Source organism: Brevibacterium sediminis (genome assembly GCF_024895295.1).
In the GTDB taxonomy this organism is placed as follows: Bacteria; Actinomycetota; Actinomycetes; order Actinomycetales; family Brevibacteriaceae; genus Brevibacterium; species Brevibacterium sediminis.
On the sequence record NZ_JAHQRN010000005.1, the window covers coordinates 196,685 to 223,056 of the forward strand.

Here is a 26,372-nt window from a genome sequence, read left to right on the forward strand (position 1 = left end):
CGAATTTCCCGGAACGAGGGGTTCTGTCGTCGGCCACCTCGGTGATCGGAGGTTCCGACCTTGGTACGGTGACCTCATGACCTCCTCTGTGCCCTCGGCTCCGACATCCTCGACCGAGATCCAGCCGGACGTGCGGGTCCGCGGGGCCAGGGAACACAATCTGCGCAACGTCGATCTCACCGTGCCCCGGGATGCGCTCGTCGTGTTCACCGGAGTGTCCGGATCGGGCAAATCCTCCCTGGCCTTCGGCACCCTCTTTGCCGAGTCCCAACGCCGTTACCTCGAATCTGTGGCACCGTATGCCCGCCGGCTCATCGATCAGGCAGGGGTCCCCGACGTCGATTCGATCACGGGAATGCCGCCGGCCGTCGCCCTGCAACAGCAGCGCGGCGGGCGTAGCGCACGCTCGAGCGTCGGCAGCATCACCACGGTGTCCAGCCTCGTGCGCATGCTCTACTCACGGGCGGGATGGTACCCGGAGGGGCAGTCGATGCTGTTGGCCGAGGATTTTTCGACCAACACCGTCGAAGGTGCCTGCCCGGAATGCCACGGAATCGGCCGCGTCTACGAGGTGCCCGAGGACAAGATGGTCCCGGATCCGACGCTGACGATCCGGGAGCGCGCGATCGCTTCCTGGCCGAAGGCCTGGCACGGCCACCAGCTGCGCGATGTGCTCGTCGCTCTCGGCTACGACGTCGATGTCCCCTGGCAGGACCTGCCGCGCGAACACCGCGATTGGATCCTCTACACGGAAGAGACTCCGCACCTTCCCGTCCACTCCCGGCTGACGCTGGACGAGGCGCGCGAAGCGATCGCAGCAGGCGCCGAACCGACCTACTCGGGAACCTTCGTCGGAGCCCGGAAGTACGTGCTCGACACGTTTGCGAACACGAAGAGTGCCGGGATGAAACGGCGCGTCGCCGAATTCCTCAGTGCCGGTCCCTGCCCCGTGTGCCACGGAAAGAAACTCAGACCCGACGCTCTGTCGGTGACGATCGCCGGTCTCGACATCGCGGAATTCTCCGCGCTGCCGCTGCATGAACTCATGTCCGTCCTCCGCGATGAGGTCGCCTCGGCGAAGGTGGCTGCGGAGGCAGACGACCACCCGGCGGCGGACAAGCTCGCCGCATTCGTCCGCCTCGGCGAGGGTCTCATCGATCGGCTCCGGCCGATCGTCGATCTCGGTCTCGGGTACCTCTCACTCGATCGGACCACACCGACGCTGTCCGGAGGTGAGCTGCAGCGGTTGCGATTGGCCACTCAGCTGACCTCGGACCTCTTCGGCGTCGTCTACGTGCTCGACGAACCCTCCGCCGGCCTTCACCCGCAGGACGTGGATGCCCTGCTGGGTATCCTCGACGGGTTGAAGGACCGCGGGAACAGCCTCTTCGTCGTCGAACACTCCGTGGACATCATGCGCCATGCCGACTGGCTCGTCGACATCGGACCCGGCGCCGGCGAACGCGGCGGAGACGTCCTCTACAGCGGACCTACGGCCGGACTTGCCGAGATCGACGAATCCGTGACCAGGGGCTATGTCTTCGGTGGACGTGGACTCGAACCCCACGAACCCCGGCAGCCGCGAGGCTGGATGCACCTTGAGAACATCCGCCGCAACAATCTCCACGACTTCAGCCTCGATCTGCCGCTGGGCTCGCTGACCGCCGTGACCGGAGTATCGGGTTCGGGCAAGTCCAGCCTCGTCAGCCAGGTGCTCCCGGCCATCGTCGGCGACCGGCTGGGCACCTCTACGACTGCTGATGAACCCGCGTCCGATGATGACGAGCTCCTGCTCACCGACGAACCCGAGGAGCTTGAGGGCACCGTCACCGGGGAACTCACCGGGGTCCGACGGGTGGTGAGCATCGATCAGAGGCCCATCGGCCGCACGCCCCGGTCCAACGTCGCCACCTATACGGGCCTGTTCGACCATGTGCGTCGCCGCTTCGCCGAGACGCCTGAGGCCAGAGAGCGCGGTTACAAGCCCGGTCGCTTCTCCTTCAACGTCGCCGGCGGACGGTGCCCCACCTGCGAGGGTGAAGGATCGGTCATGGTCGAGCTGCTGTTCCTGCCCTCGGTCTACACCGAGTGTCCCGACTGCCACGGCACCCGCTTCCAGTCGAGCACCCTGGAGATCCTGTGGCGCGGACGCAATATCGCCGAGATCCTGGGGATGAGCGTCGAGGAAGCCCACGACTTCTTCACCGGCGAATTCGACATCATGCGCTCCCTGACCGCACTCATCGACGTCGGCCTCGGCTATCTGCGCCTCGGCCAACCTGCCACCGAGCTCTCCGGCGGTGAGGCGCAGCGGGTCAAACTCGCCAGCGAGCTCCAGCGCTCCCAGCGCGGCGACACTCTCTACGTGCTCGACGAACCCACCTCCGGACTTCACTGCGCGGATGCCGACCGGCTCGTCGCGCACCTGCAGACCCTCGTCGACGCCGGCAACACGGTCGTCATGGTCGAACTCGATATGCGCGTCGTGGCAGTCGCCGACCACGTCGTCGAACTCGGTCCCGGCGCCGGTGACGACGGCGGCCGGGTCGTGGCGACCGGAACCCCCGCCGACATCGTCGACGTCGGAGCGGGCCCCTCCGCGAAATACCTCGCCGCGGCACTCTCCGAACTCCGGTGATCTGAGGCACACGACTTCATCTCAGCGGGCCGTGTGATCCCCAGAAGCAAGCGGATCCCGGGGCCTGCCGGAATTGTTGGAGGCGTCTAAGTCTCAGTTGTGCGTAGACACACCCGATTCGCGGCGGGAAGTCTTGAGATATGCCCACCGCAATCATCCGCCGTATCGCGATCTGCCTCGTCATCGCCGCACCCGCCGTGGTGCTGCGCATCACCGGCATCGAACTCGCCCCGGTTCTCGAGCTCCTCGCGTTCGGCGCCGCCATCGTCGCGGCCGCCTTCCTCCTGGCTTGGGCCGCCGAGGCGGCGCAGAAGGACATCTCGGGTGCCCTCGCGATCGCCCTGCTCGCCCTCATCGCGGTCCTCCCGGAATACGCCGTGGACCTCTACTACGCGTTCCGCTCCGGAACGGATCCGGATTACCTGCACTTCGCGGCGGCGAATATGACCGGATCGAACCGACTGCTGCTCGGCTTCGGGTGGCCGCTCGTCGTCATCATCGCCCTCCTCGTCGCCCGCCGCATGGCCAAGCGGACGAAGTCCCCCTTCCAGCATTCCCTGCACATCGACTCGGGCAGCCGGATGGACATCGGCTTCCTCGTCATCCTCGGTGTGATCGCCTTCGCCATTCCGCTGCTCGGCAGCATCCCCATCTGGTTCGGCTCAGCCCTCGTGCTCATCTTCGTCGCTTATCTGTGGCGGGCCGGGCAGGCCGCCGGCGATGACGAAGAGGAGTTCGTCGGCGCCGCGGCTCTCATCGTCGCCATGCCGCAGAAGGCCCGTCGGATCACGGTGGTGACGATGTTCGTCGTCTCGGCAGCGATCATCCTGCTGTCTGCCGAACCATTCGCCGAGGCGCTCGTGGCCTCGGGTTCGGCGTTGGGCATCGACAGCTACTTCCTCGTCCAGTGGCTGGCCCCGCTGGCCTCGGAGGCCCCCGAGTTCATCATCGCCGCAATGTTCGCCCTGCGCGGCATGGGCGGGGCCGCCATCGGCACACTCATCGCCTCGAAGGTCAACCAATGGAGCCTGCTCGTCGGCTCCCTGCCGATCGCGCATTTCGCGGGTGGGGGTGGTCTCGGGCTGCCTCTGGACGGGCGGCAGATCGAGGAGTTCACGCTCACGGCCACGCAGACCCTCCTCGGTGTGGCGATCATCTTGGCCCTGCGCTTCCACTGGGCACCAGCGCTGGGACTCGCCGCGCTCTTCGGGGTGCAGTTCTTCGTCACGGACACCTCCGGCCGCTATGTTCTCTCCGCGATCCAAGCGGTGCTGGCGATCGTCTTCCTTATCCTCCACCGCAGTGACATCCTCCCCACGCTCGCTGCCCCGTTCCGCAGACCGCAGCGCAGTGACGACGGTGCAGACCCCGCCGAGGCGGCCGATCCGGAGCGCGAACCGCCCGTCACAATGTCCGCCGACCCGAAGTCGACCGGTACCCGCGCGTAGAATGACGATCATGCCGCGCCCCTCTGTCACTCGCATGGTCGAGGACTATGTCACCCTCATCTGGAAGGCCTACGAATGGCCCGGCGGTCGCCCCGCCACCACCGAGATGGCCGAACAGCTGGGAGTGACCGCCTCGACGGTGTCGGCGAACCTCAAGAAGATCGCTCGCGACGGCTACATCGACTACGAACCCTACGGGCAGATCGTGCTCACCGATGTGGGCCGGCAGATCGCCGTCGAGATCGTCAGACGCCATCGCATCGTCGAGTCCTACCTCGTCGAGGCTCTGGGGCTGACCTGGGATCAGGTCCATGACGAGGCGGATCGACTCGAACATGCCGTCTCCGATCTCGTGCTCGAACGGATGAACGCAGCGTTGGGAAGCCCGCAGCGTGACCCGCACGGCGATCCGATTCCCGATGCCGACGGGCACACAGCCGATTTCCCGAGCCGGCGGCTGCAGGAGACCGCCCCGGGCGTCGAGGTCGAGGTCGTGCGCGTGTCCGACCGGTCGCCTGAACTGCTGCGTTACCTCACCGATCGTGGAATCGTCATCGGCACGAAGCTGCAGGTGAGATCGATCAGCTCGGCCGCCTCGGCGATCGCGGTCAGCGTCGGCGACGAGATCATCGAACTCGCCCTCGACGCCGCCGACGCGATCCGCGTCGCACCCTGCGTCGGCTGAGGCAGACAGAGCCTCAGACCGACTGCGATTCCCACTCGGGATCCGCGGTGGCCTCGGTGTGTACTGCCTTCTGGCGCAATTCCCCTCCCCGCGCGTGTCCGGCGATGAGGAGGGTGATGAGCCCGCCGACGGTGACGAGCGCACCCGCCCACAGCGGTGAGGTATAGCCGAGGCCCGAGGCGATGGTCAGTCCGCCGACCCACGCCCCGAAGGCATTGCCGACGTTGAAGGCCGCGATGTTCGCTCCTGACCCGAGAGTCTGCGCGTCGCCGGAGTGGCGCATGATGCGCATCTGCATGGCCGGAACCGTGGCGAAGCCGAACCCGCCCATGAACACCAGCGCGATGATCGTGGCGACCTTGTTCTCGGCGATCAGAGAGAACACTGCGAGGATGACGACGAGACCGATGAGCAGGGTGAGCAGGGTCGCCCCGAGGTTCTTATCGGCCGCCCGACCGCCGAGGATGTTGCCGATGAAGAGGCCGACTCCGAAGAGGACGAGCAGCCATGGGACGGCGGCGCTGGAGAAGCCGGTCACTCCGGTGAGCGTGAACGCCATATAGCTGAAGGCTCCGAACATGCCCCCGTAGCCGAGGATCGTGATGAGGATCGACGCCCACACCTGACCGGAGGCGAAGATGCGGAATTCGCCGAGGATGCCCGAGGCCGCGTCCGATCGTGCCGGAATCGAGGGGACGAGGACGGCTATGCCGATGAGGGCGATGATGCCGATGACCGCGATGGTCCAGAAGGTCGACCGCCATCCGGCGGCCTGGCCGAGGAAGGTACCCAAGGGGACTCCGAGGACGTTTGCCGTGGTCAGACCCGCGAACATCATCGAGATCGCCGCGGCCTGACGGTTCGCGGGCACCAGGGAAGCGGCCACGACCGCGCCGATGCCGAAGAAGGCGCCGTGGCAGAGTGCCGCGACGATGCGTCCGACCATCATCATCTCGTAGCTCGGGGCGAGAGCCGAGAGTCCGTTGCCGATGATGAAGAGGACCATGAGGCCGATGAGAGCCGTCTTCCGATCGACCCGGCTCAGCGCCACGGTGATCGCGATGGCTCCGATGGCGACAGCAAGGGCATAGCCGGAGATGAGGTATCCGGCGACGGTCTCGGAGACCGCGTAGTCTGCGGCCACCTCGGGCAGAAGGCCCATGATGACGAACTCGGTGAGTCCGATTCCGAACCCGCCGATGGCGAGAGCGAGCAGTGCGAGCGGCATGGTGGTGCAGACCTTTCGGTGGGGAGCGGATTCCGCGGTCGCGAAATCACGTGCGTGTGCAATAGAGCGCGTGTGCAGTAGTTGCAGACGCAATGAATATAGTTGCACACGCGTCTTATCCGCGCAAGTGGTGTATCCTTGAGAGACGTCGAGAACAAGGAGAATGACGTGGGCATCAGGGACGACGCGGTGGAGATCCGGGCCAAGGGCTGGCGCACGCTCGCTGCTCTGCACGGACTCATCGAGGTCGAGCTCGAACGCAGTCTCCAGCGCGAGCACGACCTCTCCGTGGTCGAATTCACCGTCCTCGATGCGCTGAGCCGGCAGGACGGCTGGCATATGCGCATGCGGCAACTCGCCCGCGCCGCCGCCTTGTCATCGAGCGCGACGACGCGGCTGGTCACTCGCCTCGAGGACCGCGGGCTGCTCACTCGTGTGCTCTGTGCCGACGACCGTCGCGGCATCTACACCGAACTCACCCCTGCCGGTGAGACGCTGCTCGCCGAAGCCCATCCGACGCATGACAGTGTGCTCGAATCCGCTCTCGCCGAAGCTCGTGAGACGCCGGAGCTCGCGCCACTGGTCTCGGCGCTCTATGCCGAGTCGGTCGTCTGAAGTTGCATCCTGAGTTGACTCACTCTGACCGCAGAGGCAGAGCTGGCCCAAAGGAAAAGGCCCGATCGACAGCGGAAATTCGCTGTCGATCGGGCCTTTTCGACCGCCTCGGCGATGGTGATCCTGCACTAGGGCACAGGACTCAGCCGATCAATTCCACCTGAGAACAGGTGCGACTGATCAGACGTGGACGCGGATGAGGTGTTCGTTGGTGAACGCCTGGAACGCCCACTGAGCGTTCTCACGTCCGTAGCCGGAGCGGTTGATGCCGCCGAAGGGGTATTCCGGTCCGGATTCCATGTGGCTGTTGATCAGCGTCATGCCGGCGTTGATCTTCTTGCCGAACTCCTGACCCTTCTCCAGATCGTCGGTCCACACCGAGGACATGAGGCCGTACTCGGAATCATTGGCCAGACGCAGAGCATCCTCTTCGTCCTTGGCACGGTAGATCATCACGGCCGGTCCGAAGAGCTCGTTGCAGCCGAGGTCCGAGTGCGGGTCGATGTCCGTGAGCACGGCCGGGGACATGAACCAGCCGGGGCGGTCGAGCTTCTTGCCGCCGGTGTGCAGGGTCGCACCATCGGCCACGGCCTTCTCGATCATCTCGATGATCTCGTCGCGAGCACCTTCGGAGGACACGGGTCCCATGCCGACCTCGGGGTCGTCGAAGTCGGAGATCTTCATGGCTTCGGCGGCCTTGACCGCCTCGGCGACGAATTCGTCGTAGAGCTCATCGACGACGATCATGCGCTTCGGCGAGGTGCAGACCTGGCCGGCGTTCGCCAGACGAATCCCGACGAGCTTCTGCGCCACCGAGGCGACGTCCTTCGAGTCGAGGACGACGGCCGGGTCATTTCCGCCGAGCTCGAGGACCGCGCGCTTGTAGTACTTCGCGGCGATCGCGGCCACCGACGCACCGGCACCCTCGGAACCGGTGAGTGAGAAGCCCTTGACGCGGAAGTCCTTGAGGACCTCCTCGGCGTGGGAGGAATCGAGGTAGATGTTCTGGTACACGCCCCTCGGCAGTCCCGCCTCGGTGAGGAGGTTCTCGAAGTACTGCGAGGACTTCGGACAGATCGACGCCTGCTTCATGATGATCGTGTTGCCGACCATGAGGTTGGGCAGCACGAAGCGGGCGATCTGGTTGTACGGGAAGTTCCACGGCATGATGCCCAGCAACACGCCAAGCGGCTGGTGCTCGACATAGCTGCTGGCCGCACCGGCGGCGGCCAGGTGGGTCGTGGACAGATGGGTGGCGGCGTTGTCGGCCATCCAGCGGGCGGTGCGGGCGACCTTGTCGACCTCGCCGAGGCCCTGCTTCTTGATCTTGCCCATCTCACGACCGATGATGTCGGTCATCTCATCGGCATTCTCATCGACGAGATCGGCGAACTTGCGCAGGATCGCCGCGCGCTCATGCAGCGGCGTCTCCTTCCACGCCAGATGTGCCTCGTGGGCACGATCGATGTAGGAAGGAATCTCCTCTTTGGGAACCGAGGCGAACTCCTCCTCGACTTCGCCGGTGTTGGCATTGGTGACAGCGAACTTGCTCATGGAACGTCCTTTCACGGGTTGACGATCTGTGCCCTGTAACAAACTACAGTCTCCCGACATTCCGCGACACTTGAGTCCATCCCTGGGATTGGGATCGGGCATAGGATTCGGACGTGGAGAGAGTGAATGGAATCGGCGGATACTTCCTGCGGGCGGCCGACCCCGAGGCGATGACGGCCTGGTACCGCGACGTCCTCGGCGTCGACTTCGGTGATCACGGATTGTGGCAGCAGCCGGCCGGACCGACCGTGATCGGACTCTTCGAGGCCGACACCGACTACTTCGGGACGCGACCGGAAGGTCAGGACCGGCAGCAGACGATGCTGAACTTCCGTGTCGCCGACCTCGACGCGATGATCGCGCAGCTCCGCGTTGCCGGCGCCGAGGTGGACGACGAGACCCAGCAGATGGACGGAATCGGACGCTTCGGTTGGGTGACCGATCCCGAAGGGAATCGGATCGAGCTGTGGGAACCGGAGGAACAGGACTGAATCTCGGTTGAACTGGGACTAGGCGGCCGCCTCGGCGGTGGCGGGTTCCCTGCGATCATCGATCAGACGGCGTCTGACCGCGAACGACAGGACCGCGGCGATGACGCACATGGCCGCCCCGCCCCACCAGGCGTAGGTGTACTCACCGAAGGCGTCACGGACGGCGCCGGCGGCGAAGGCCGCGGCGGCGGCCCCGATCTGATGGGCGGCGAAGACCCAGCCGAAGACGATGGTGCCGTTGTCGCCGAAGATCTCCCGGCACAGAGCGGCCGTCGGCGGGACCGTCGCGACCCAGTCGAGGCCGTAGACGACGATGAAGAGGATCATGCTCGGGTGGACCGTGTCCGAGAGCAGCCAGGGCAGAAGCAGCAGGCCGACCCCGCGGAACGTGTAGTACGCGACGAGGAGGATCCGGGCATCGAATTTGTCGGTCAGCCAACCGGAGAACACGGTGCCCACGATGTCGAAGATCCCGACGACCGCGAGCAGGCCGGCCGCCGTCGACGCGGGCATCCCATGGTCGTGGGCCGAGGGGATGAAGTGGATGCCGATGAGTCCGTTCGTCGTCGCGCCGCAGATCGCGAAGGCGATGGCCAGAGCCCAGAACGAGCGATGACGGGCGGCGAAGAAGAGACCTGCGAAGGCGCGTCGGGCGGCACCGGTGCCGCGGCGTTCGGCGGGCGTGGTCGGGGTGAACTCCGCCGTGGTCGGGGTGTCGCCCTCAGGCTCGGTCTCGTCGTTGAAGTCGGTCGGGCGATCCGTGCTCGCATCAGCCGCACCGTAGGGCAGGACGCCCAGGTCAGTGGGATGATCGCGGAGGACGAACCAGACCAGCGGCACGGCGGCCATCGCCGCGATGCCGATGAGCAGGGATGCCGGCTTCCACCCCGTGGACTCGGCGATCGTCGCGACCGGCGGCAGGAAGATCAGCTGACCGGTGGCCGATCCGGCGGTGAGGATGCCCATGACCAGCCCGCGGCGGGCGACGAACCAGCGATCGGCGATGGTGGCAGCGAAGACAAGGGCCATCGAACCAGTGCCCAGCCCGATGAGCACTCCCCAGAATATGAGCAGCTGCCACGACGCGGTCATGAGCACGCTGCCTCCGGCGCCGAGGGCGACGAGAGCCAGAGCCGCGGCCACGACCTGGCGGATGCCGAAGCGATCCATGAGTGCCGCGGCAAAGGGGGCCGTGAGTCCGTAGAGCAGCAGGTTGACGCTCACGGCCAGGGACATGCTGCTCATCGACCACCCGAAGTCCGCATGGAGCGGGACCATGAGTGCTCCGGGAGCAGCCCGGAATCCGGCGGCGGCGAGCAGGGCGATGAAGGCGACGGCAGCGACCCACCAGGCGGGGTGGATGCGGCGGTGCCGCCGCTGCGCGGGTGGAGTGGTCGACATCGATCCCTCGAACTTTCTTCAAAGAAGTTATACTGGGGGAAGTATAAGCAGACTTCGTCGAAGAAAGGTAGTCGAGATGGCTTTGCGTTCGGATTGGTCGCAGGAGTTCTGTCCGGTGAAGCGGTCCCTCGACGTGCTCGGCGATCCGTGGGTGCTGCTCATCGTCCGCGACGTCCTCCATGGTCGGGGGCGTTTCGATCAGCTGCGTGAGAATCTCGGAATCTCCGAAGCCGTGCTCAGCCGGCGGTTGTCCGGGATGCTCGAGGCCGGGCTGCTGACGAAGGTCGACTACGCCGATGGGGCCCGGATCCGGCAGGGCTATGCGGCCACCGAGGCCGCGGCCGATCTGCTGCCGATCCTGCAGCAGCTGTCGCTGTGGGCAGAGAAACACACCGAACTGCCTGCCGGCGGAGGCCATATGGGACTCATCCACGAAGCCTGCGGGCAGGAGACGACTCAGGGCGAGGTGTGCAGCGCCTGCGGCGAGACTCTGGTTCCCGAACAGATGACCTGGGTCAAGCCATGGAAGGACGCGCGCGAACGGCTGCAGCCGGCTGGGACTCTGAGGTGAGCACTGACCGGACTGTACGGTCCGCTGGGACAAACTGCACGGTCCGCTGGGACTAGCAGGCCGCCTCGGCGAGGATGGGCTCTGATCGCCGTGCCCACGCCCGTTCGACGCGGATCGCCACGGCCACCATGACGAGTGCAGCGAGCGCGAGGACGATGGCGGCGATGACCGTGGAGGGGAAGCCGAACCCGGCGGCGATGACCCAGGCGCCGACGGCAGGTCCGACCGCATTGCCGACATTGAAGGCCGAAGTGTTGACGCTGGCGGCCAGGGTCGGCGCCTGAGTCGCGATCTGGAAGACGCGGGCATTGAGCGCCCCGGCGATCGAGAAACCGCTGGCGCCGACGAGGACGATCATGATGACGGCAAGGATCGCATTGTCCGCGACCAGCCACAGGGCACCGAGGCTGAGCGCCAAAGCCGTGAGGCTGCCGACGATATTGCCGAAGATATTCCTGTCGGCCAAGCGCCCGCCGACGACGACACCGACGAAGGCACCGACGCCGAAGGCAGCGAGGACTGCGGGAACGAGGTCCGCGGACAGGCCGGCCACCCGAGTGAGCAGCGGGGAGAAGTAGGAGAAGGACGCGAACACCGAAGCCTGGAACAGCGCCGTCGTGCCCAGGGCCAACCAGATTCGGGGTCCCTTGAACGCCGCGATCTCGGCACGCAGCAGCGTACGCAGGCTGGGGGCCGCCTCGGCGGGAGCAGGCGATTCTGCTTCGTCTGGGCCGCTGGACTTCGATGGGTCGGTGGACTTCGCGCTCGACCGGGTGGCCACGGCGATGAGAACGGCGGCCAGGGCGGTGACGAGGGCGACCGCCCAGAAAGTCGATCGCCACCCGAACTGGGTGCCGATCCATGTTCCCATCGGCACTCCGACGAGGTTGGCCACGGTGAGTCCGCCGACGAGGCTGGCGAGTGCGCGGCCCTGCACGGCGGCGGGAGCGATGGCCGAGGTGTGGACGGCGGCAACGGCCCAGAACCCGCCGCAGGCGAAGGCCGACAGCACCCTTGAGACCATGAGCAGTCCGTAGCTCGGTGACAGCGCCGCAAGGATGTGGAGGGCGGAGAAGCCGATGATCATGACAATCATCGTCGCTCGCCTGGGCAGGGTCAGCGTCAGCAGCGTCATGGCCGGTGCCCCGACGATCATGCCGATGGCGAAACCGGTGATGAGCAGGCCCGCCTGCGGGATCGTCACACTTAGGTCAGCGCTCAAGGGTTCGAGGATTCCGGCGATCATGAACTCGCTGGTGCCGAGGCAGAAGATCACGGCGGCCAGCAGATAGACCTGACCGGGGACCCGAGGTTTCAGGGAGGGCGGTGTTGAAGTGGTCATGGGGTGGGGCTGCCTTTCGTCGAGGCGCCTGGAGCACCTCCGGTTTCGAGGGTGGCCTTGCCGGCCGGAGTGCACAGTCCCGCGACGAAGGCTCGGGCCTGGGCGAGGACGTCCTCTGTGGTCATGACGCGGGCGGCGATGCGCAGGCCGGCGAGCACGCTGTGGATGAGTGGGGAATGGATTCGGGGGTCGAGGTCAGCGAGGATATGGCCCGCGGTCTGACCGCGCTCGATGATGCCTGAGTAGGTGTCGAGCCACGCGTCGCGGTCGGGGTCGAGGATCGAGCACACGGCATCGACTTCGCGGCCGAGCTCGGCCGCCGTGTTCGCCGACAGGCACCCGGTCCGGTTCTCGTCGTCGCACTGCTTCTTCAGCTCGCCGCCGAGGCGGTGCATGAGCAGGACGGGCGCGGGTTCGAGGCTGTGCTCGAGTTCCTCCCTGAGCGGGATGCCCGTGGCCGTGTAGTCACGCAGGGCGCGGAGGAAGACGGCGTCGAGGCTGTCGAAGGTGTTGTAGAAGCTCGAGCGGCCGATGTTCGCGCGTTCGCAGACCAGTCCGACATCGGTTCCCGCATAGCCGTGCTCGCTGAACACGGCGATGGCGGCATCGATGACGGACTGCTCGTCGAAGCTCTTCTTCCTGCCCATGTGACGAGACTAAAGCATTTTGGACACCTGTGTCCAATAAAACAGTGGTGACGGTTTCGACGCCCTGGTCTCCGGCCCGGCTTCGGTCTGTGTTGCGGCCGTTCTCGGCCCGATCAGGAGTTGAGGATGCAGAATTCGTTGCCTTCGGGGTCGGCGAGGACGACCCAGGGTTCGTCTCCGGTCTGACCCACTTCGACACGGCGTGCTCCGAGATCGAGGAGGCGGGCCACCTCGGCGTCACGGTCATCGGGCCGGAAATCGAGGTGGAGTCGGTTCTTCACGACCTTCTCTTCCCGGTCGATGCCGACGATGATTCCCGGCAGGCGATCGGGATTCTGCCGGATCTCGATCTCCGTGTCGTTCTCGTCGACGATCACCCAGCCGAGCGCTCGAGCCCACCAGCGCCCGAGCGTGAATGGGTCGGGCGAATCGATGACGATCTGTTCCCATTCCAATGACATGGCTTCACCTTTCGACAGTTGTCTCGGTTGTGCCCTCAGGCCCCGACGTCGCCGAGGTGGTGCCGGATTTCGTGGAGTCCGTAGAGCGTGAGCGAGGCGACGGTGAAGGCGTGACCGTCGGAGCGGAAACCCTGACGCTCCCATTCCTCCCCGCTGACCTGGGACAGGAGGCCGGCGTAGGACTCCGCGGCCGTACGCACGGCGGGGGCCACCTCGGCGGGATCGGCGTGGGCATAGTCGGATTCGACGGCGACCGCATCGCCGTCGAAGTTGTCCAAGATCGGGTCGGTCTCGGCCAGCATGCGCTCGGTGCGACGGCGGAATTCGTCGAGGACATCGCGCATATGAGCGGCGTATTCGATGTCCGACCACCGGTCCGGACTGCGCCGTTCGGTAGCGTCATCCCTGGTCAGGACCGTCTGCCAGGTGGCGGCCGCCTCGGTGAGGGTGGTCGGGACGCCGGTCGGGTCCTCGGTGCCGGTGAAGCCGCAGTCGGAACAGCCCGCGGCGAGGACATCGGTCCAGTCGCGGGTGTCAGGGGTGATCTCGCTCATTCGCTGTCCTTTTTGGAGCTCGCCTTCTTGCTTCCGGACTTGGTGGTTCCGGTTGTCTTGCCGCTCGCCTTCCTGCCACTCGTCTTCTTGCCGTCGGTGAGGATCTCGGCGAGCACGGTGGCCTGGCTGATGTCATCGCGCTTGGCCGCCGTGAGCAGGGTCAAGGTCCCCTTCTGCGCGAGCTCGCGCAGTTCATCGAGGGCCTGCTCGGCTTCATCGCTCTTCAGTTCCTCGCGGAAGCGGCGGGCGAACTCGTCGAACTTCTCCGGGTCGTGGGAATACCATTTGCGCAGTTCGGTCGAGGGCGCGACGTCCTTGACCCAGTCGTCGAGTTCGGCCTTGTCCTTGCTCACACCGCGCGGCCAGACTCGATCGACGAGGATCCGGGTCCCATCGGAGGTCTGCGCTTCGTCGTAGATGCGGCGGACCCGGACCATGTGTGCGCTGCTCTCTGCGGAGCTCTTCTTCCCGGACATCGGAGGATGTTCCTTTCGCTCGCTTCCCTTCGAGTCTACGACGCGAATGCAGCGGCAGTGCCCGTCTGCCTCTGCCGGTCTTGTCGACAGCTGTTTCTGACGACAGCTGCTCTCAACGACAGTCGGTATGGGCACCGTGGCCAATCGCGCCTGGTGAGGCGTAGACTCCGAGACGTAGGTCACCTTGGTGTCCCGAGGTGCACCGCGCCGAAGCCGCGAGCGGAGGAGATGATGAAGTGACCGTCTGGCAACAGGCATTCCCCAATGGGAAGAGTCCGCAACGGGTGCTGGTCCCGCCGTCGCCGTCTGCGATCTTCCTCGTCCTCACGGTCCGCCCCGGATTCGAGAGCAGAGTCAAGGACTTCCTGTCCGAGATCGCAGGGCTGACTCGAACCGTCGGCTTCCGCTCCCGCGAAGCCGACCTCAGCTGTGTCACGGGCATCGGCGCCGACCTCTGGGACCGCATGATCACCGCACCCCGCCCCCGGGGTCTCCACCCCTTCATCGAACAGCGCGGAGACGTCCACACGGCACCGTCCACCCCGGGTGATCTGCTGTTCCACATCCGCGCTCGCCGCATCGACATGTGCTTCGAACTCGCCCGACTCATCGGCGATGCTTTGCAGGGCGCCGTCGACGTAGCCGACGAAGTCCACGGCTTCCGTTACTTCGACGAACGCGACATCCTCGGTTTCGTCGACGGCACCGAGAACCCCGAGGACCAGGGTGCCGTCGACGCCGTGTTCCGCCACCCCGATGACGTTGCCCAGGATTCCGGCCCGGAGTCCATCCCGGATTCCGCCGAGGCGGGACCCGATGTCGCTGCCGCCGCCGGGGCAGGAGCCGAGGTGGGAGCCGTTCCCGGCGATGGCGCCCCGGGCTATCCGGGCAGCACCTTTGTGATCGTTCAGAAGTACACACACGACATGGCCGCCTGGGACGCACTCAGCGTCGAGGAGCAGGAAGCGGCCTTCGGGCGGCACAAACTCTCCGACGTCGAATTCGCCGAGGAAGACAAAGCACCGAACTCGCACCTCATGCTCAATTCGATCGAGGACGAGGACGGCAACGACCGGGAGATCGTGCGCGACAATATGGTCTTCGGATCCGTCGGCTCCGAGGAGTACGGCACTTATTTCATCGCCTATGCCGCAGACGTGACGACGACCGAGCAGATGCTTACGAACATGTTCATCGGAGACCCGGTGGGCACCTACGACCGGATCCTCGACTTCTCGACCGCGGTGACCGGAGGGCTGTTCTTCGTCCCGTCCCAGGATTTCCTCGACGATCCCGATGGGGAACTCGCCGAGGCGGGACTCGGGATCGGCGGAGCCGCCTCGGCGAAGGTCGATGGACCGGACATCGACGACGGATCGGACGACGATCCGGTCGCTGATGAACCAACAGACAGCGACGACCCGACAGATTCGGACCCCTCAGCACCCACGGACGGCAGCCTGGGAATCGGCAGCCTGAACAGGAGACGACAGTGAACAATCTCTATCGCGAACTCGCCCCGATCACCGGCCCGGCCTGGGCGGAGATCGAGGAGGAGGCTCGGCGCACCTTCAAGCGCAATATCGCCGGTCGGCGCATCGTCGACGTCGAGGGGCCGACCGGTTTCGAGACCTCCTCGGTGACCACGGGACATATCAAGGATGTGCAGTCCTATTCGTCGGGTCTGCACATTCGACAGCGCATCGTGCAGGAATTCGTCGAACTGCGCGCCCCCTTCACTGTCACGCGTGAGGCCATCGACGATGTTGCACGCGGCTCCGGCGATTCGGACTGGCAGCCGGTCAAGGACGCAGCGACGACGATCGCCCTGGCCGAGGACCGGGCCATCCTCCACGGACTCGACTCCGCGGGCATCGGCGGAATCGTCCCGAACTCGTCGAACGCGGCCGTGACCCTGCCCGATGCAGTGGAGGACTATGCGGACGCGGTGGCGCAGGCGCTGTCGAGCCTGCGCACGGCCGGTGTCGACGGACCCTACAGCCTGCTGCTGTCCGAGGCCGAATACACGAAGGTCTCCGAGTCGACCGACCACGGCTTCCCGATCCGCGATCACCTCTCCCGCCAGCTCGGCGCCGGGGAGATCGTCTGGGCGCCGGCGCTCGAAGGTGCCCTGCTCGTGTCCACCCGCGGCGGCGACTACGAACTCCACCTCGGCCAGGACCTGTCGATCGGCTACAGCGGCCACGACAGCGAGACCGTCGACTTGTACCTGCAGGAGACATTCGGCTTCCTCGCGCTCACCGACGAATCGAGCGTCCCCCTGCACCCCTGAGCCCGGCTCGGTGAACTGCTGCGCCTGCGGAGTCGCGGCGCAGCCCCCAGGTCGCGCTGCACAGCAGAGGGCCGCAGTTGCCTAGGCATCGGGTTCTGTTCCCTGAATCATCGGGTTCTGTACGGTTGCACATCGAGTTCTGATTCAGTCATCGAGTTATATTGCGATCACTGGATCAGAAGTCGATGACTCCCCACGAGGTGGCCTAGCGGCGGGCAGCCTCGCTGAGGTTGCTCAGCACAAGCGTGCGCACCTGCCGGTCGATATAGGTCTCCAGGTCGAGCCCGATCCGCTGGAAGTACCAGTACTTGAGCGCCCACATATGGGCGATCGACATGAGGTCGTGCCCGAGCACCTGCGCATCGACATCACGCAGGTCGCCTGCCTCGACGGCGGCGGTGACGACGTCGACGAGGGGCTGGAGGGTCTCGAGCTCCTGGTCCTGGATCGACTTCAGTCCGTCCTTCGACAGTGCCCTGGAGACCTGATAGGTGAGCACGACCGCATGTCTCTGTTCACCGACGATGCGGCAGAACTCCGTGAACGCGGCGATGACCTTGTCCACGGGTTCGGCCGCCTCGGCGATGGCGGAGGGGACACGGAGACGGAACTCCTCGAGGACGCGGGTGATCGCGGCGAGCACGATCTGCTCCTTGTCCGAGAAGTACTTGTACAGCAGTCCGACACTGACCCCGCCGGACCTCGCGATCGCCTGCATGGACACCGAATGAGTGCCCTTCTCCTGCATCAGACGCACGGCGGCGTCGACGATCTGCCGCTCTCGGAATTCCGCGCGGGCACCGCGGACGATCGCGTTGAGGTCTTCGGATTCAGCTGACATGCTCGGCGGCGACTTCCTCTCTGAGCTTGAACTTCTGAATCTTACCGCTTGGCGTGCGAGGGAACTCGTCGAGGCACTGCAGGGCCTCGGGCCAGTACTGCTTGGCCACTCCCTTCGCGTCGAAGAACTCCTGCAGCTCGTCCATCGTCAGGCTGTGGCCCTCATTGAGGGTCACGACCGCGCACGCGATCTCCTGCAGCCGGGGATGCGGCACCGCGACGACGGCGACCTGGGAGACCGCGGGATGTTCGTAGAGAACGTTCTCGATATAGGCCACCGGGATGTTCTCGCCGCCGCGGATGATGATGTCCTTCGACCGCCCCGCGATCCGGATGAAGCCTTCGGCATCCATTTCGGCGAGGTCTCCGGTATCGAGCCAAACGCCTGCGAAGGCGTCTGCCGTCTGCTCCGGTTCATCGAGGTAGCCGACGAACAGGAATGGGCCCGTGACCTGGATTCTTCCTTCGACGCCCGCGGGCACGGGTTCCCCGAGGGGATCGACGATGCGGACCTTCATCGAGCCCAGTGCTCGTCCGTCGGTGCTCGTGACCTTCTCCTCCGAATCGCCCGGCGCCGTCATCGTCACCAGCCCGCATTCCGTCTGTCCCCAGCCGCCGAAGACGTTGAGCTCCGGAAGCAGCGTGCGCGCCTCATTGACCATGACGCGTGGAATCGGGGCGCCCATGCAGCAGAAGTGCTTGAGGGCGGACAGGTCGTGCTGCGTCGACTTCGCCACCTCGAGCAGATCGTGGAGGAACGGAGTCGCCCCCGATGTGTGCTGGATTCCGTGCTCGGCGACGAGACGGGCGAACTCCTCGCCGTTCCACACGTCCTGGAACACGCCCGAACCGCCGATGAGCAGAGGCAGACACACTCCGTACATGTAGCCGGTGAGATGGCCGAAGGTCGAGGCCATGTGGATGACCGAATCCTCGTCCAGGCCCAGGTGATCCGGCCACGGCAGCGAGGCCGCGAGCACGTTGTTGTGCGTGTGCATCACACCCTTGGGATTGCCCGTCGTCCCCGAGGTGAAGAGGATGAGTCCGACATCATTGGGGTCCGGGCGCCGGCCGTCCCAAGCGATGGATTCGATCGCCGAGGCGGCCCACCGTGAACCGTCCGAGCTTGAGTCGCGTTCCCCTCGAGCCAGGAAATCCGTCCACCTCTCGAAGCCGTCCCGACCGTCGAAGGTCGCCTCGCCGGGGGTGTCGAGGACGATCGTGTGCTGCAGCTCCGGCAGGTTCGGACGCAGTCGGTCGACCATATCGGGATAGTCGAACTTTCGGAAGCGATTGGGCACGAAGAGCACCGAGACCGACGCCTTCTTCGCCATATACCCGATCTCGCGGTCCCGATAGATCGGGATGAGGCCGTTGGTCACAGCGCCGGCCTTGATCGCGCCGAGGTGGATGACCAGCCATTCATACCAGTTCGGCAGCTGCACACCCACCACGTCGCCGGGTTCGACCCCGAGGTCGACGAGCGCCTGGGCACAGCTGTCGACATCCGAGCTGAGCTCGGCATAGGTGTGAGCACCGTAGGGATCGCGGGTGACGACCGCGTCCGGTCGTTGTGCACTCCAGTGCTCGAGGTGGTCGAGCAGGGTCTGGTTCTTCCAGTCCCCGGATGAGGTGAATTCCTTGATGAGGGAGTCGGTCAGGATGGTCTCGAATCGGGTGGGCATAGCAGGGCTCCTTTGCTCTGGTTTCGTGCCTGTGACTCGGGTGGTGCCGGTAGTCGTGCTGACAACTGCCGCCGACGGGAGACGGCCGTGATGCTCAGGCCATCGTCAGTCCGCCGGAGACGGAGAGTGTCTGGCCGGTGACATAGGCGGAATCGGGACGGGCGAAGAAGGCCACGGCATTCGCGAGGTCCTCGGGCTGGGCGAGTCGACGCATCGGAATCGCCTTCTCCAGTGCGGTGCGCAGCTTCGGATTGTCCGCGGAGATCTCAGCGAACAGCGGCGTGTCGGCCGGTCCGGGACACACGCAGTTCGCGGAGATCCCGTGACGGGCGACCTCGCGGGCGAAGGTCTTCGTGAACGAGATGATCCCGCCCTTGGCCGCCGAGTACACGGCCTCCCCGCTCGATCCGACCCGGCCGGCGTCCGAGCCGATGCTGATGACGGATCCCGATCCGGCTGCGATCATGTGCTCGGCCGCCGACTGCGTGCAGTTGAGCGTGCCGAGGAGGTTGATCGCGATGACCCGCTGCCAGGTCGCCGGCGTCGACTCCATGAACGGTTCGACCTTGTCCCAGCCGGCATTGTTGACGAGGACGTCGATGCGTCCGAAGCGCTCGACCACCTCGGCGATCATGGCGTCCACGGCCGCACGGTCGGTGACATCGGCGGCGAGCCCGATCGAATCATGCCCCAGCGCCGAGGCGGTGTTCGCGGCCGTCTGTGCGTCGAGGTCGGCGACGACGACGGTGGCGCCGTCGGCGGCGAGGCGGGTCGCGATTCCCTTGCCGATTCCGGAGGCGGCACCGGTGACGATGATGATGCGATCGGTCAGAGGTGCGGTCTGAGTGGGTGCTGACATGGTGGTGTCCTTCCAGTCGTGTGTCTGATGCTGCGGTTGGAATGTGAGCCGTGCGAGAGGAGTGCCAGTGGAGAAGCTATGGGTGGGACCGGTTTGTGTTCTTCCCGGTCAGGGGGCGTATTCGCGACCGGCGGAGTTGCGGGCGATGATGAGCTTCATGATCTGGGCGGTGCCGTCGCCGATCTGCATGCCGAGCACGTCGCGCAGTCGTTTCTCGACGTCCCGGTCCTGTTTGTAGCCGTTCTGTCCGTGCAGAAGCAGGCACTGATGGACCGCATGGTAGGCCTCGAGCGGGGCCCACCACTTGCACATGGCAGCCTGAGAGGTGTGCGGGTGGCCCTCGTCGCCGAGGCGCAGAGTGTCCAGGCATAGCAGTCGGGCCGCCGCCATCTTCGTCTCCGCCTCGGCCAGGGGGAAGGAGACCCCTTGGAACTTCGACAGCGGCTGATCGAAGGCCTCACGTCCCTTGACGTAGGCCCAGGCGTCCTCGATCGCGCGCGTCGCAGTCCCCGTGCACTGCAGTCCGATGAGAGCTCGGGAGAAGTCGAATCCCTGCATGACCTGGGTGAATGCTCCACCGACCTCGCCGAGGAGGTGGTCGGCGGGCACGCGGACATCGGTGAAGTCCACGCTGCCGCGAGCGACGGCCGCCTGACCCATGTCGATGATGGGGTTTCGGGTGACTCCGGGGGCGTCGAGGTCGACGAGGAACGCCGAGATGCCCTTTCCGCGCCCCGCCTCGGGGTCGGTGCGGGCGAAGATCACCGTTGCCGTCGAGGTCATGGCCAGCGACATCGACTTCGTGCCGTTGACGATCCAGTCGTCGCCGTCCCGCCGAGCCGTGGTCGAGGGGTTTCCGGCGTCCGAACCAGCCTCCGGTTCGGAGAGTCCGATGGCCACCGTTTCGTCACCGGCTGTGATGAGGCGGCAGTAGTGGGAGGCCACCTCGGTGCTGGCATTGCGGGCGATGACCTGTCCGATGAGGGATCCGACGACCTGGACATAGGCGACGGTGAGGTCTCCACGGGCGATGGCCTCGGTGACGAGACCCGCGGTGACCTTGGTCAGCCCGGTCCCGCCGAGGTGGGTCGGCAGTTCGGGGGCGATGAGACCGGCGCGGCCCATCTCCCGGGTGATATCGGCACCGATGCGGCCGGCGCCTTCGCGTTCGCGGGCCTCGCTGATGAGCCGCTCCTCGAATCCGGCCGCCGCATCGAGCAGGGTCTGGGTATCGGGGGTGAGAGTCGTGTCCACGGGAATCCTCTGTGCTGTCAGGGTCTGTGCTGTCAGGGTCTGTGCTGTCAGGGTCTGTGCGGGTGGGATCTGTGCCGGCGGGGCGCCGGGGGTCAGTACGCGCCGTCGAAGCGACTGAAGTCCGGATCACGCTTCTCCGCGAAGGCGGCCGCTCCTTCGTGTGATTCCGGGGAGTGCGCGTAGAGGTCGAGGGCGCTCATGGCGAGGTTCGTGAAGCCGGTCTGCATCTCGGAATCGGCGTTGAATGACTGCTTGAGGAAGCGCAGCGCCGTCGGTGCCTTGAGACCGAGGGCCCGGGCGCGTTCCTTGGCGCGGGGCATGAGTTCGTCGGCGTCGACGACTTCGTTGGCCAGGCCCCAGGATTCGGCCTTCTGTGCGTCGATGAGTTCGCAGAAGTACCACATCTCACGGGCGCGCTTCTCACCGATGACCCGGGCGAGGAAAGCCGAACCGTAGCCGGCGTCGAAGGATCCGACCTTGGGGCCGGCCTGGCCGAAGCGCGCGTGCGAGGCCGCGATCGTGATGTCACAGAGGGTGGTGAGCACGTTTCCGCCGCCGATGGCGACACCGTTGACCGCGGAGATCACCGGTTTCGGCACCGAGCGGATGACCTTGTGGAGTTCGGAGATGCGGAACATGCCGTAGCGGCCGGGGCCGTAGTCGCCGGTCCGCGCCTTCTGTTTGACGTCGCCGCCGGCGCAGAAGGACTTCTGCCCGGAACCGGTGAGGATGATCGAACGGACGCGGTTGTCGCCCCAGGCGAGAGTGAAGGCTTCGATGAGTTCGTCGACGGTCTGCGACCGGAACGAATTGAAGGAATCGGGTCGGTTGATCGTGATGACCGCGAAGGTCTTTTCCACCACGTAGAGGATGTCGTCGAAATCCGTGGCTGCGGTCTGCTGAGTCGGGCTGGTGGATGTTGGCATCGTTGCCTCCTCGAACGAAAAATGAATCTATGTTCACATCTAGTGAACATTAGTTCATGAATGAGGTCAAGAGTCGCGGTGCCGGAAGATTCTTGTGAGTTCGCCGAGTTTCGTCCGTCCGCATCGGAGCGACGGTGCACTGGTGGAAGAATGTTGCCGGCAAGGGTGCCGACATAATGCACTGATCAGGTGTCGGCCGATCCAAACTCCCGGCAATGGGTCGGGAGTGACCGACGATGACGACGAGAGACGGACGATGATGACCGCTGTAGAACCTGGGCCGAACGGCTCGACGTCACCGAGGGGCAGGCAGACAGCTGCCGGTGCGGAGATCGGGGCGCTCATCGGCGCCGGCTTCGGGCTGCTGTTCCTCATCATCAACACCGGCCAGTTCTCGACCCTGGGGCGCACGCTTGTCATCGCGGTCGGCGTCATCGTCTTCGCCGGCATCGCGGTCCTCGCGGTTCGCGGACTGCTGCGGAACCGTGGTGGAGGCGGCCGCCTCGGCGAATCGGGGACCCGTGGTCGTCGGGAACCGCCGTTCGGTCGCGCCTACTGGATCATCGTGCTCATCGAGGCGGTCCTCCTGTTCGCGGGAACCCGGCTGCTGGCGAGCCTCGGCCACTCGGAACTCGGAGTGGCATGGGTGGCCGTGGTCGTCGGCACTCATTTCTTTGCGCTCGGCTGGGTGTTCGAGCTCAATCGCTTTCATGTGCTCGCCACCGTCGTGACCCTCTGCGGAATCGGCGGGTTCATCGCCTTCTTCGCGGCGGCTCCGGCGTTCATCCCGGTCATCAGCGGCATCATCTCGGGATTCGTGCTGCTCGCCTTCGCCGTGTGGGCCCTGACCCCGACCGAGCGGTAGAGCCGGCACGCATCGAGTTTCGTTCGGTTCGTCATCGGGTTCTGATCCAATCATCGAGTTTTCTCCCGATGACTGGATCAAAAGTCGATGACTCCGCACGCGGTGGCTGGGCCAGGCCCTACCGGCAGGTGGAGGGGTTGGTTGGTCAGTCCTCGGCGGGGGCTTCGGGGACCCCGGCGCCGTCCTTCTTCAGCGGCTGCACGCGCGGGGGTGGGAACTCCGGAGCCTGGGCGGCGGGACGGGCTTCCAGCCCGGCGAACACCTCGGCGATGGCGCGGTCGAGCTGCGGATCGTCGGCGGCGAAGAGCTGACCGGGATCGTGCTCGACCTCGATATCGGGGTCGACTCCATAGTTCTCCACACTCCAGCCCTTGCCCTCGATCCAGAAGGCATAGCGCGGCTGCGTCACTCCGGTGCCATCGACGAGATCGTAGCGACCGTCGATGCCGACGACTCCGCCCCACGTGCGCACGCCGATCACCGGGCCGATGCCCTTGGCCTGAACGCGCGCGTTGATGATGTCGCCGTCGGAGCCGGAGAATTCATTGGCCACGAACACCACCGGGCCGCGCGGAGCATCCTCGGGGTCCCGGTCCATCTGGTCATAGCTGCGAGCCGCACCCCAGGCAACCACCTGATCGGCGAAGCGTTCGGCCACCAGAGCACTCGTGTGCCCGCCTCGGTTGAACCGCACATCGGCGATGACGCCCTCGCAGCCCATGGCCTGCCGCAGATCCCGGTGCATCTGCGCCCACCCGTAGGAGGTCATGTCCGGGACATGCACATAGCCGATGCGGCCGGATGACTTCTCGGCCACATACTCCCGGCGGGAGCGCACCCAATCCTGATAGCGCAGCTTCTCCTCGGTGGGCAGCGGAATCACGGCGACCGTGCGGTCCTTGCGTCCGCGGCGCAGAGTCAGCTCGACGATCGTGTCCGCGGCCCCCTGCAGATGAGCGGCGGGACCGGCCGCCTCGTCGACGGGCTGACCATTGACAGCCACGATGACATCGCCGGGCTGCGCTCCGACTCCGGCCTGGCGCAGCGGCGACCTCGCCCCCGGTTCACTGCTCTCACCGGGAAGGATGCGAGAGATCGTCCAACCCTCAGTGCTCCGCTCAAGATCCGCACCGAGGAATCCGAGCTTCTTCGACCCATCGCCGAGCCCAGACGGCGTGACATAAGCATGCGAGGTGTTGAGCTCACCCACGGTCTCCCACAGCACGTCGACGAGGTCGTCATGAGTCAGCGCCTTCGCGGCCACGGCACGCCAGCGCAGCGTCACCGACTCCCAATCGACCCCGTTCATGTCCTCGCGCCAATAGTGGTCGCGCATGATCCGGGAGTTCTCCTCGAACATCTGCAGCCACTCGGCCCGGCGGTCGAGCTCGAATCGCAGACGTGAGAGATCGACGGAGATGTTGTCATCATCGTCGGCCTCGACCTTCCGGTTCGCCGGGACCACGCTGATCGCATCGTCGCTGCGCACGACGAGCAGCTTGCCGTCTCCGGAGATCTCATACTCGTCGGCCTTGTCGACGACGGTGCTGACCTTCCGCTTGGCGAAGTCGAAGTACTGGACCACCTCGGCGGGTTTCTCACCGGCATCTCCGGCCCGTCCGGTGCCGAGCTCACCGGCTTCGACGTCGCCGGTGCGCAGCCAGACGAGTCCTCCCTCAGCGGATTCGAGATCCCGGAAGACCCCCGAGGCGACCGGGAACGGCACGATGCGCTCCTCGGCGCCCTCGAGCTCGACCTCGACGGTGGCGGCCGGTTTGTCCCCGCGACCGCGCTCGGACTTCGCCTCCTCGGTGACCTCGCTGATCGCCCATCCGCCGGCGCTCGGTCCGAAGGGCGCAGGTTCATCGGCGGCCAAGGGCAGCAGCCACGGTCGGGTGACGCCGTTGAACGACAGATCGAAGGAATGCTGGTTGTACGAGGGATCGAAGGTGCGATCGGAGAGGAAAGCGACGAACTTCCCGTCCCGGGTGAACGTCGGCGAGAAGTCATTGAACTTGCCCGTCGTCAGCGGCTGGGCCTCGCGATCCGATTTCACCTCGGCGATCATCAGCTGCGCGAGCAGCTCCTCACCCTGCGTCGGCTGCGACCACACGAGGTACTTCCCATCGGGTGAGAACCGCGGATCGCGCGCCTCGCCGTGTCCCGAATGCCCGACCAGGCGCGTCCGACCATTGCCCACCTCGACGGTCCGGATCGACCCGTCGTGGGAGATCGTGGCGAGCATCTTCCCCGCCGGATCCGCCTTCAGGTGCAGGACCCGTCCCAGGGCTCCGGCCCCGATTCGCCGAGGCGGCTTGTCCCCGGTCACGGACGCGACCTCGATCGCGTCCTCCCCTTCGACATCGGTGATGTACGCGGCAAACCCGGTGTCACCGAGGACGAGAGGTTCGCGGGTGCGGATCGACGAATCCGCGCACAGCGCCCGGGCCGGGCCCTCGCGGTGGGCGAGCCAGAAGGTCTTGCCTCGCCATTCCACCACCGAGGCATTGCCTTCTCTGTCGGGGCTGATGTGGTTGAGCCCGGTCTTCGGGTCGAGACTGAGCGGCTGCACCTGGGTGCCCGGCAGAGCTACTGCGAGGGTGCGGACCTCGGCGTCGAGGCTGTCGAGGATCCTGATCTCCCCACGGGAGTGCCAGACGATGCGGGTGCCGTCGGTCGTGGCGTCACGGACATAGCCCTCGGCCTCGGACTGGTGCGTGAGCTGCCGTGGTTCGACCGAGTCATCACCCGAACTCGCCGAGGCGGCCAGTCCGTCGATGATCCACAGGTTCGCCTGTTCATCGGCATGGTGAGGGAAGGTCGCGGCCCGGTCCGAGGTGAACACGAGCGAATCGCCGACCCACAGCGGGTCGGTCAGAGAGGCCTCGTCCTCGCGCAGCAGCCGCTGCCACCGGGCCCCGGATCCATCTCCGATGCCGGCAGCGTTCGTACTGCCGACTCGATCGAGCCACAGCCTCGGCGCAGTCCCACCCCGGTAGCGCTTCCAGTGCGCGGGTGGACGGGAGAACGGCGTCGACAGAGCGGTCACTCCCGTGTGGTGCCGGGCCAGACCCGAGGCACGACCGAACGACAGCCGATCGACCTCGCCGTCGAGGCTCACGGACTTCACGACATGGTTGCGGACCTCGAACTCCCCGGCATTCGCGCCGACGAGGACATGGGCGGCATCGGCCCACCCGAGCATCGTCATCGCGCTCGACCCCAACCAGGTGAGCCGACGCAGGGACCCGGTGGCCACCTCGGCGACCATGAGCTCCGCCTGGCCGGTGCGGAAGGATACGAACGCGACGTGCGCTGCGTCGGGTGAGATCCTCGGTGACCGGACCGGCGCATGATCGGAGGTCAGCCGCCAGGCGCGGCCGCCGGCGGAGGGAACGAGCCAGACATCGTCGTCGGCGGTGAAGGTGATGAGATCGGACTGGATATGGGGATAGCGAAGATAAGTCACGTGACCCACATTACAAGCTCGACAGTGCGGCGACCGCGGGCCGGAACCGATGCCCAGGCAACTTGCACCC

23 protein-coding genes are annotated in these 26,372 nt (G+C 65.9%); 9 read left to right on the forward strand and 14 right to left on the reverse strand.

Annotated elements, in window-relative coordinates; translation table 11 throughout:
* Window positions 1-76: 76 nt before the first annotated feature.
* The 3 genes from KTJ89_RS13165 to KTJ89_RS13175 all read left to right on the forward strand — a co-directional run bounded on the left by KTJ89_RS13165 (window position 77) and on the right by KTJ89_RS13175 (window position 4,771).
* Window positions 77-2,638 (forward strand): excinuclease ABC subunit UvrA, encoded by a 2,562-nt coding sequence (locus KTJ89_RS13165; RefSeq protein WP_259358032.1) that lies wholly within the window; start codon window positions 77-79, stop codon window positions 2,636-2,638.
* 140 nt (window positions 2,639-2,778) lie between these two features.
* Window positions 2,779-4,086: a calcium:cation antiporter family protein gene (locus KTJ89_RS13170; protein ID WP_172173129.1), complete on the forward strand. Its 1,308-nt coding sequence runs from the start codon at window positions 2,779-2,781 to the stop codon at window positions 4,084-4,086.
* A 10-nt stretch (window positions 4,087-4,096) separates the two neighbouring features.
* On the forward strand, window positions 4,097-4,771 hold the full coding sequence (locus KTJ89_RS13175) for a metal-dependent transcriptional regulator (protein WP_259358033.1): 675 nt from the start codon (window positions 4,097-4,099) through the stop codon (window positions 4,769-4,771).
* Window positions 4,772-4,784: 13 nt separating this feature from the next.
* Here KTJ89_RS13175 and KTJ89_RS13180 read toward each other — a convergent pair whose 3' ends face one another.
* On the reverse strand, window positions 4,785-5,999 hold the full coding sequence (locus KTJ89_RS13180; protein WP_172173125.1) for an MFS transporter: 1,215 nt from the start codon (window positions 5,997-5,999) through the stop codon (window positions 4,785-4,787).
* Window positions 6,000-6,167: 168 nt separating this feature from the next.
* On the opposite strand from KTJ89_RS13180, the gene KTJ89_RS13185 reads away from it, so the two are divergent.
* The gene (locus KTJ89_RS13185) at window positions 6,168-6,614 is read left to right on the forward strand and encodes a MarR family winged helix-turn-helix transcriptional regulator (RefSeq protein WP_172173123.1); all 447 of its coding nucleotides are present in this window, start codon (window positions 6,168-6,170) and stop codon (window positions 6,612-6,614) included.
* A 180-nt stretch (window positions 6,615-6,794) separates the two neighbouring features.
* On the opposite strand, the gene KTJ89_RS13190 is transcribed toward KTJ89_RS13185, so the two are convergent.
* Window positions 6,795-8,168, reverse strand: a complete 1,374-nt coding sequence (locus KTJ89_RS13190) for an aldehyde dehydrogenase family protein (RefSeq protein WP_172173121.1) — start codon at window positions 8,166-8,168, stop codon at window positions 6,795-6,797.
* A 113-nt stretch (window positions 8,169-8,281) separates the two neighbouring features.
* Between KTJ89_RS13190 and KTJ89_RS13195 the strand changes: the two genes are divergently transcribed.
* Window positions 8,282-8,659, forward strand: a complete 378-nt coding sequence (locus KTJ89_RS13195; RefSeq protein ID WP_259358034.1) for a VOC family protein — start codon at window positions 8,282-8,284, stop codon at window positions 8,657-8,659.
* An 18-nt stretch (window positions 8,660-8,677) separates the two neighbouring features.
* On the opposite strand, the gene KTJ89_RS13200 is transcribed toward KTJ89_RS13195, so the two are convergent.
* On the reverse strand, window positions 8,678-10,060 hold the full coding sequence (locus KTJ89_RS13200; protein ID WP_259358035.1) for an MFS transporter: 1,383 nt from the start codon (window positions 10,058-10,060) through the stop codon (window positions 8,678-8,680).
* A gap of 76 nt (window positions 10,061-10,136) precedes the next feature.
* Between KTJ89_RS13200 and KTJ89_RS13205 the strand changes: the two genes are divergently transcribed.
* Window positions 10,137-10,631, forward strand: coding sequence for a winged helix-turn-helix transcriptional regulator (locus tag KTJ89_RS13205; protein ID WP_259358036.1), 495 nt, complete (start codon window positions 10,137-10,139; stop codon window positions 10,629-10,631).
* A 52-nt stretch (window positions 10,632-10,683) separates the two neighbouring features.
* Here KTJ89_RS13205 and KTJ89_RS13210 read toward each other — a convergent pair whose 3' ends face one another.
* The 5 genes from KTJ89_RS13210 to KTJ89_RS13230 all read right to left on the reverse strand — a co-directional run bounded on the left by KTJ89_RS13210 (window position 10,684) and on the right by KTJ89_RS13230 (window position 14,111).
* Window positions 10,684-11,973 (reverse strand): MFS transporter, encoded by a 1,290-nt coding sequence (locus tag KTJ89_RS13210; protein WP_259358037.1) that lies wholly within the window; start codon window positions 11,971-11,973, stop codon window positions 10,684-10,686.
* A complete protein-coding gene (locus KTJ89_RS13215) occupies window positions 11,970-12,620 on the reverse strand; it encodes a TetR/AcrR family transcriptional regulator (protein WP_259358038.1) in 651 nt (216 codons plus the stop codon). The genes KTJ89_RS13210 and KTJ89_RS13215 overlap by 4 nt, the downstream gene beginning before the upstream one ends.
* A gap of 113 nt (window positions 12,621-12,733) precedes the next feature.
* On the reverse strand, window positions 12,734-13,081 hold the full coding sequence (locus KTJ89_RS13220) for a VOC family protein (RefSeq protein ID WP_259358039.1): 348 nt from the start codon (window positions 13,079-13,081) through the stop codon (window positions 12,734-12,736).
* A 35-nt stretch (window positions 13,082-13,116) separates the two neighbouring features.
* On the reverse strand, window positions 13,117-13,635 hold the full coding sequence (locus KTJ89_RS13225) for a DinB family protein (protein ID WP_259358040.1): 519 nt from the start codon (window positions 13,633-13,635) through the stop codon (window positions 13,117-13,119).
* On the reverse strand, window positions 13,632-14,111 hold the full coding sequence (locus KTJ89_RS13230) for a DUF488 domain-containing protein (RefSeq protein WP_310650298.1): 480 nt from the start codon (window positions 14,109-14,111) through the stop codon (window positions 13,632-13,634). Before KTJ89_RS13230 ends, KTJ89_RS13225 begins: the two co-directional genes overlap by 4 nt.
* A 236-nt stretch (window positions 14,112-14,347) precedes the next feature.
* Here KTJ89_RS13230 and KTJ89_RS13235 point away from each other — a divergent pair, with 236 nt between their 5' ends.
* Window positions 14,348-15,607, forward strand: a complete 1,260-nt coding sequence (locus tag KTJ89_RS13235) for a Dyp-type peroxidase (protein ID WP_259358041.1) — start codon at window positions 14,348-14,350, stop codon at window positions 15,605-15,607.
* Complete coding sequence (locus KTJ89_RS13240) at window positions 15,604-16,404, forward strand: family 1 encapsulin nanocompartment shell protein (RefSeq protein ID WP_139467630.1); 801 nt, start codon at window positions 15,604-15,606, stop codon at window positions 16,402-16,404. The genes KTJ89_RS13235 and KTJ89_RS13240 overlap by 4 nt, the downstream gene beginning before the upstream one ends.
* Window positions 16,405-16,609: 205 nt before the next feature.
* On the opposite strand, the gene KTJ89_RS13245 is transcribed toward KTJ89_RS13240, so the two are convergent.
* The 5 genes from KTJ89_RS13245 to KTJ89_RS13265 all read right to left on the reverse strand — a co-directional run bounded on the left by KTJ89_RS13245 (window position 16,610) and on the right by KTJ89_RS13265 (window position 21,968).
* Window positions 16,610-17,245 carry a TetR/AcrR family transcriptional regulator gene (locus KTJ89_RS13245; RefSeq protein ID WP_139467631.1) on the reverse strand — a complete coding sequence of 212 codons (636 nt, stop codon included), beginning with the start codon at window positions 17,243-17,245 and terminating at the stop codon, window positions 16,610-16,612.
* Complete coding sequence (locus tag KTJ89_RS13250; RefSeq protein ID WP_259358042.1) at window positions 17,235-18,929, reverse strand: AMP-binding protein; 1,695 nt, start codon at window positions 18,927-18,929, stop codon at window positions 17,235-17,237. The genes KTJ89_RS13245 and KTJ89_RS13250 overlap by 11 nt, the downstream gene beginning before the upstream one ends.
* Window positions 18,930-19,023: 94 nt before the next feature.
* Complete coding sequence (locus KTJ89_RS13255) at window positions 19,024-19,788, reverse strand: SDR family NAD(P)-dependent oxidoreductase (RefSeq protein WP_139909569.1); 765 nt, start codon at window positions 19,786-19,788, stop codon at window positions 19,024-19,026.
* Window positions 19,789-19,896: 108 nt separating this feature from the next.
* On the reverse strand, window positions 19,897-21,042 hold the full coding sequence (locus tag KTJ89_RS13260) for an acyl-CoA dehydrogenase family protein (protein WP_259358043.1): 1,146 nt from the start codon (window positions 21,040-21,042) through the stop codon (window positions 19,897-19,899).
* Between the two features lie 92 nt (window positions 21,043-21,134).
* Window positions 21,135-21,968: an enoyl-CoA hydratase-related protein gene (locus tag KTJ89_RS13265; protein ID WP_259358044.1), complete on the reverse strand. Its 834-nt coding sequence runs from the start codon at window positions 21,966-21,968 to the stop codon at window positions 21,135-21,137.
* Between the two features lie 226 nt (window positions 21,969-22,194).
* Here KTJ89_RS13265 and KTJ89_RS13270 point away from each other — a divergent pair, with 226 nt between their 5' ends.
* Window positions 22,195-22,833: a hypothetical protein gene (locus KTJ89_RS13270; RefSeq protein WP_259358045.1), complete on the forward strand. Its 639-nt coding sequence runs from the start codon at window positions 22,195-22,197 to the stop codon at window positions 22,831-22,833.
* 145 nt (window positions 22,834-22,978) lie between these two features.
* Here the strand turns inward: KTJ89_RS13270 and KTJ89_RS13275 are convergent, their stop codons facing one another.
* On the reverse strand, window positions 22,979-26,302 hold the full coding sequence (locus tag KTJ89_RS13275; protein WP_259358046.1) for a S41 family peptidase: 3,324 nt from the start codon (window positions 26,300-26,302) through the stop codon (window positions 22,979-22,981).
* Window positions 26,303-26,372: the final 70 nt, after the last annotated feature.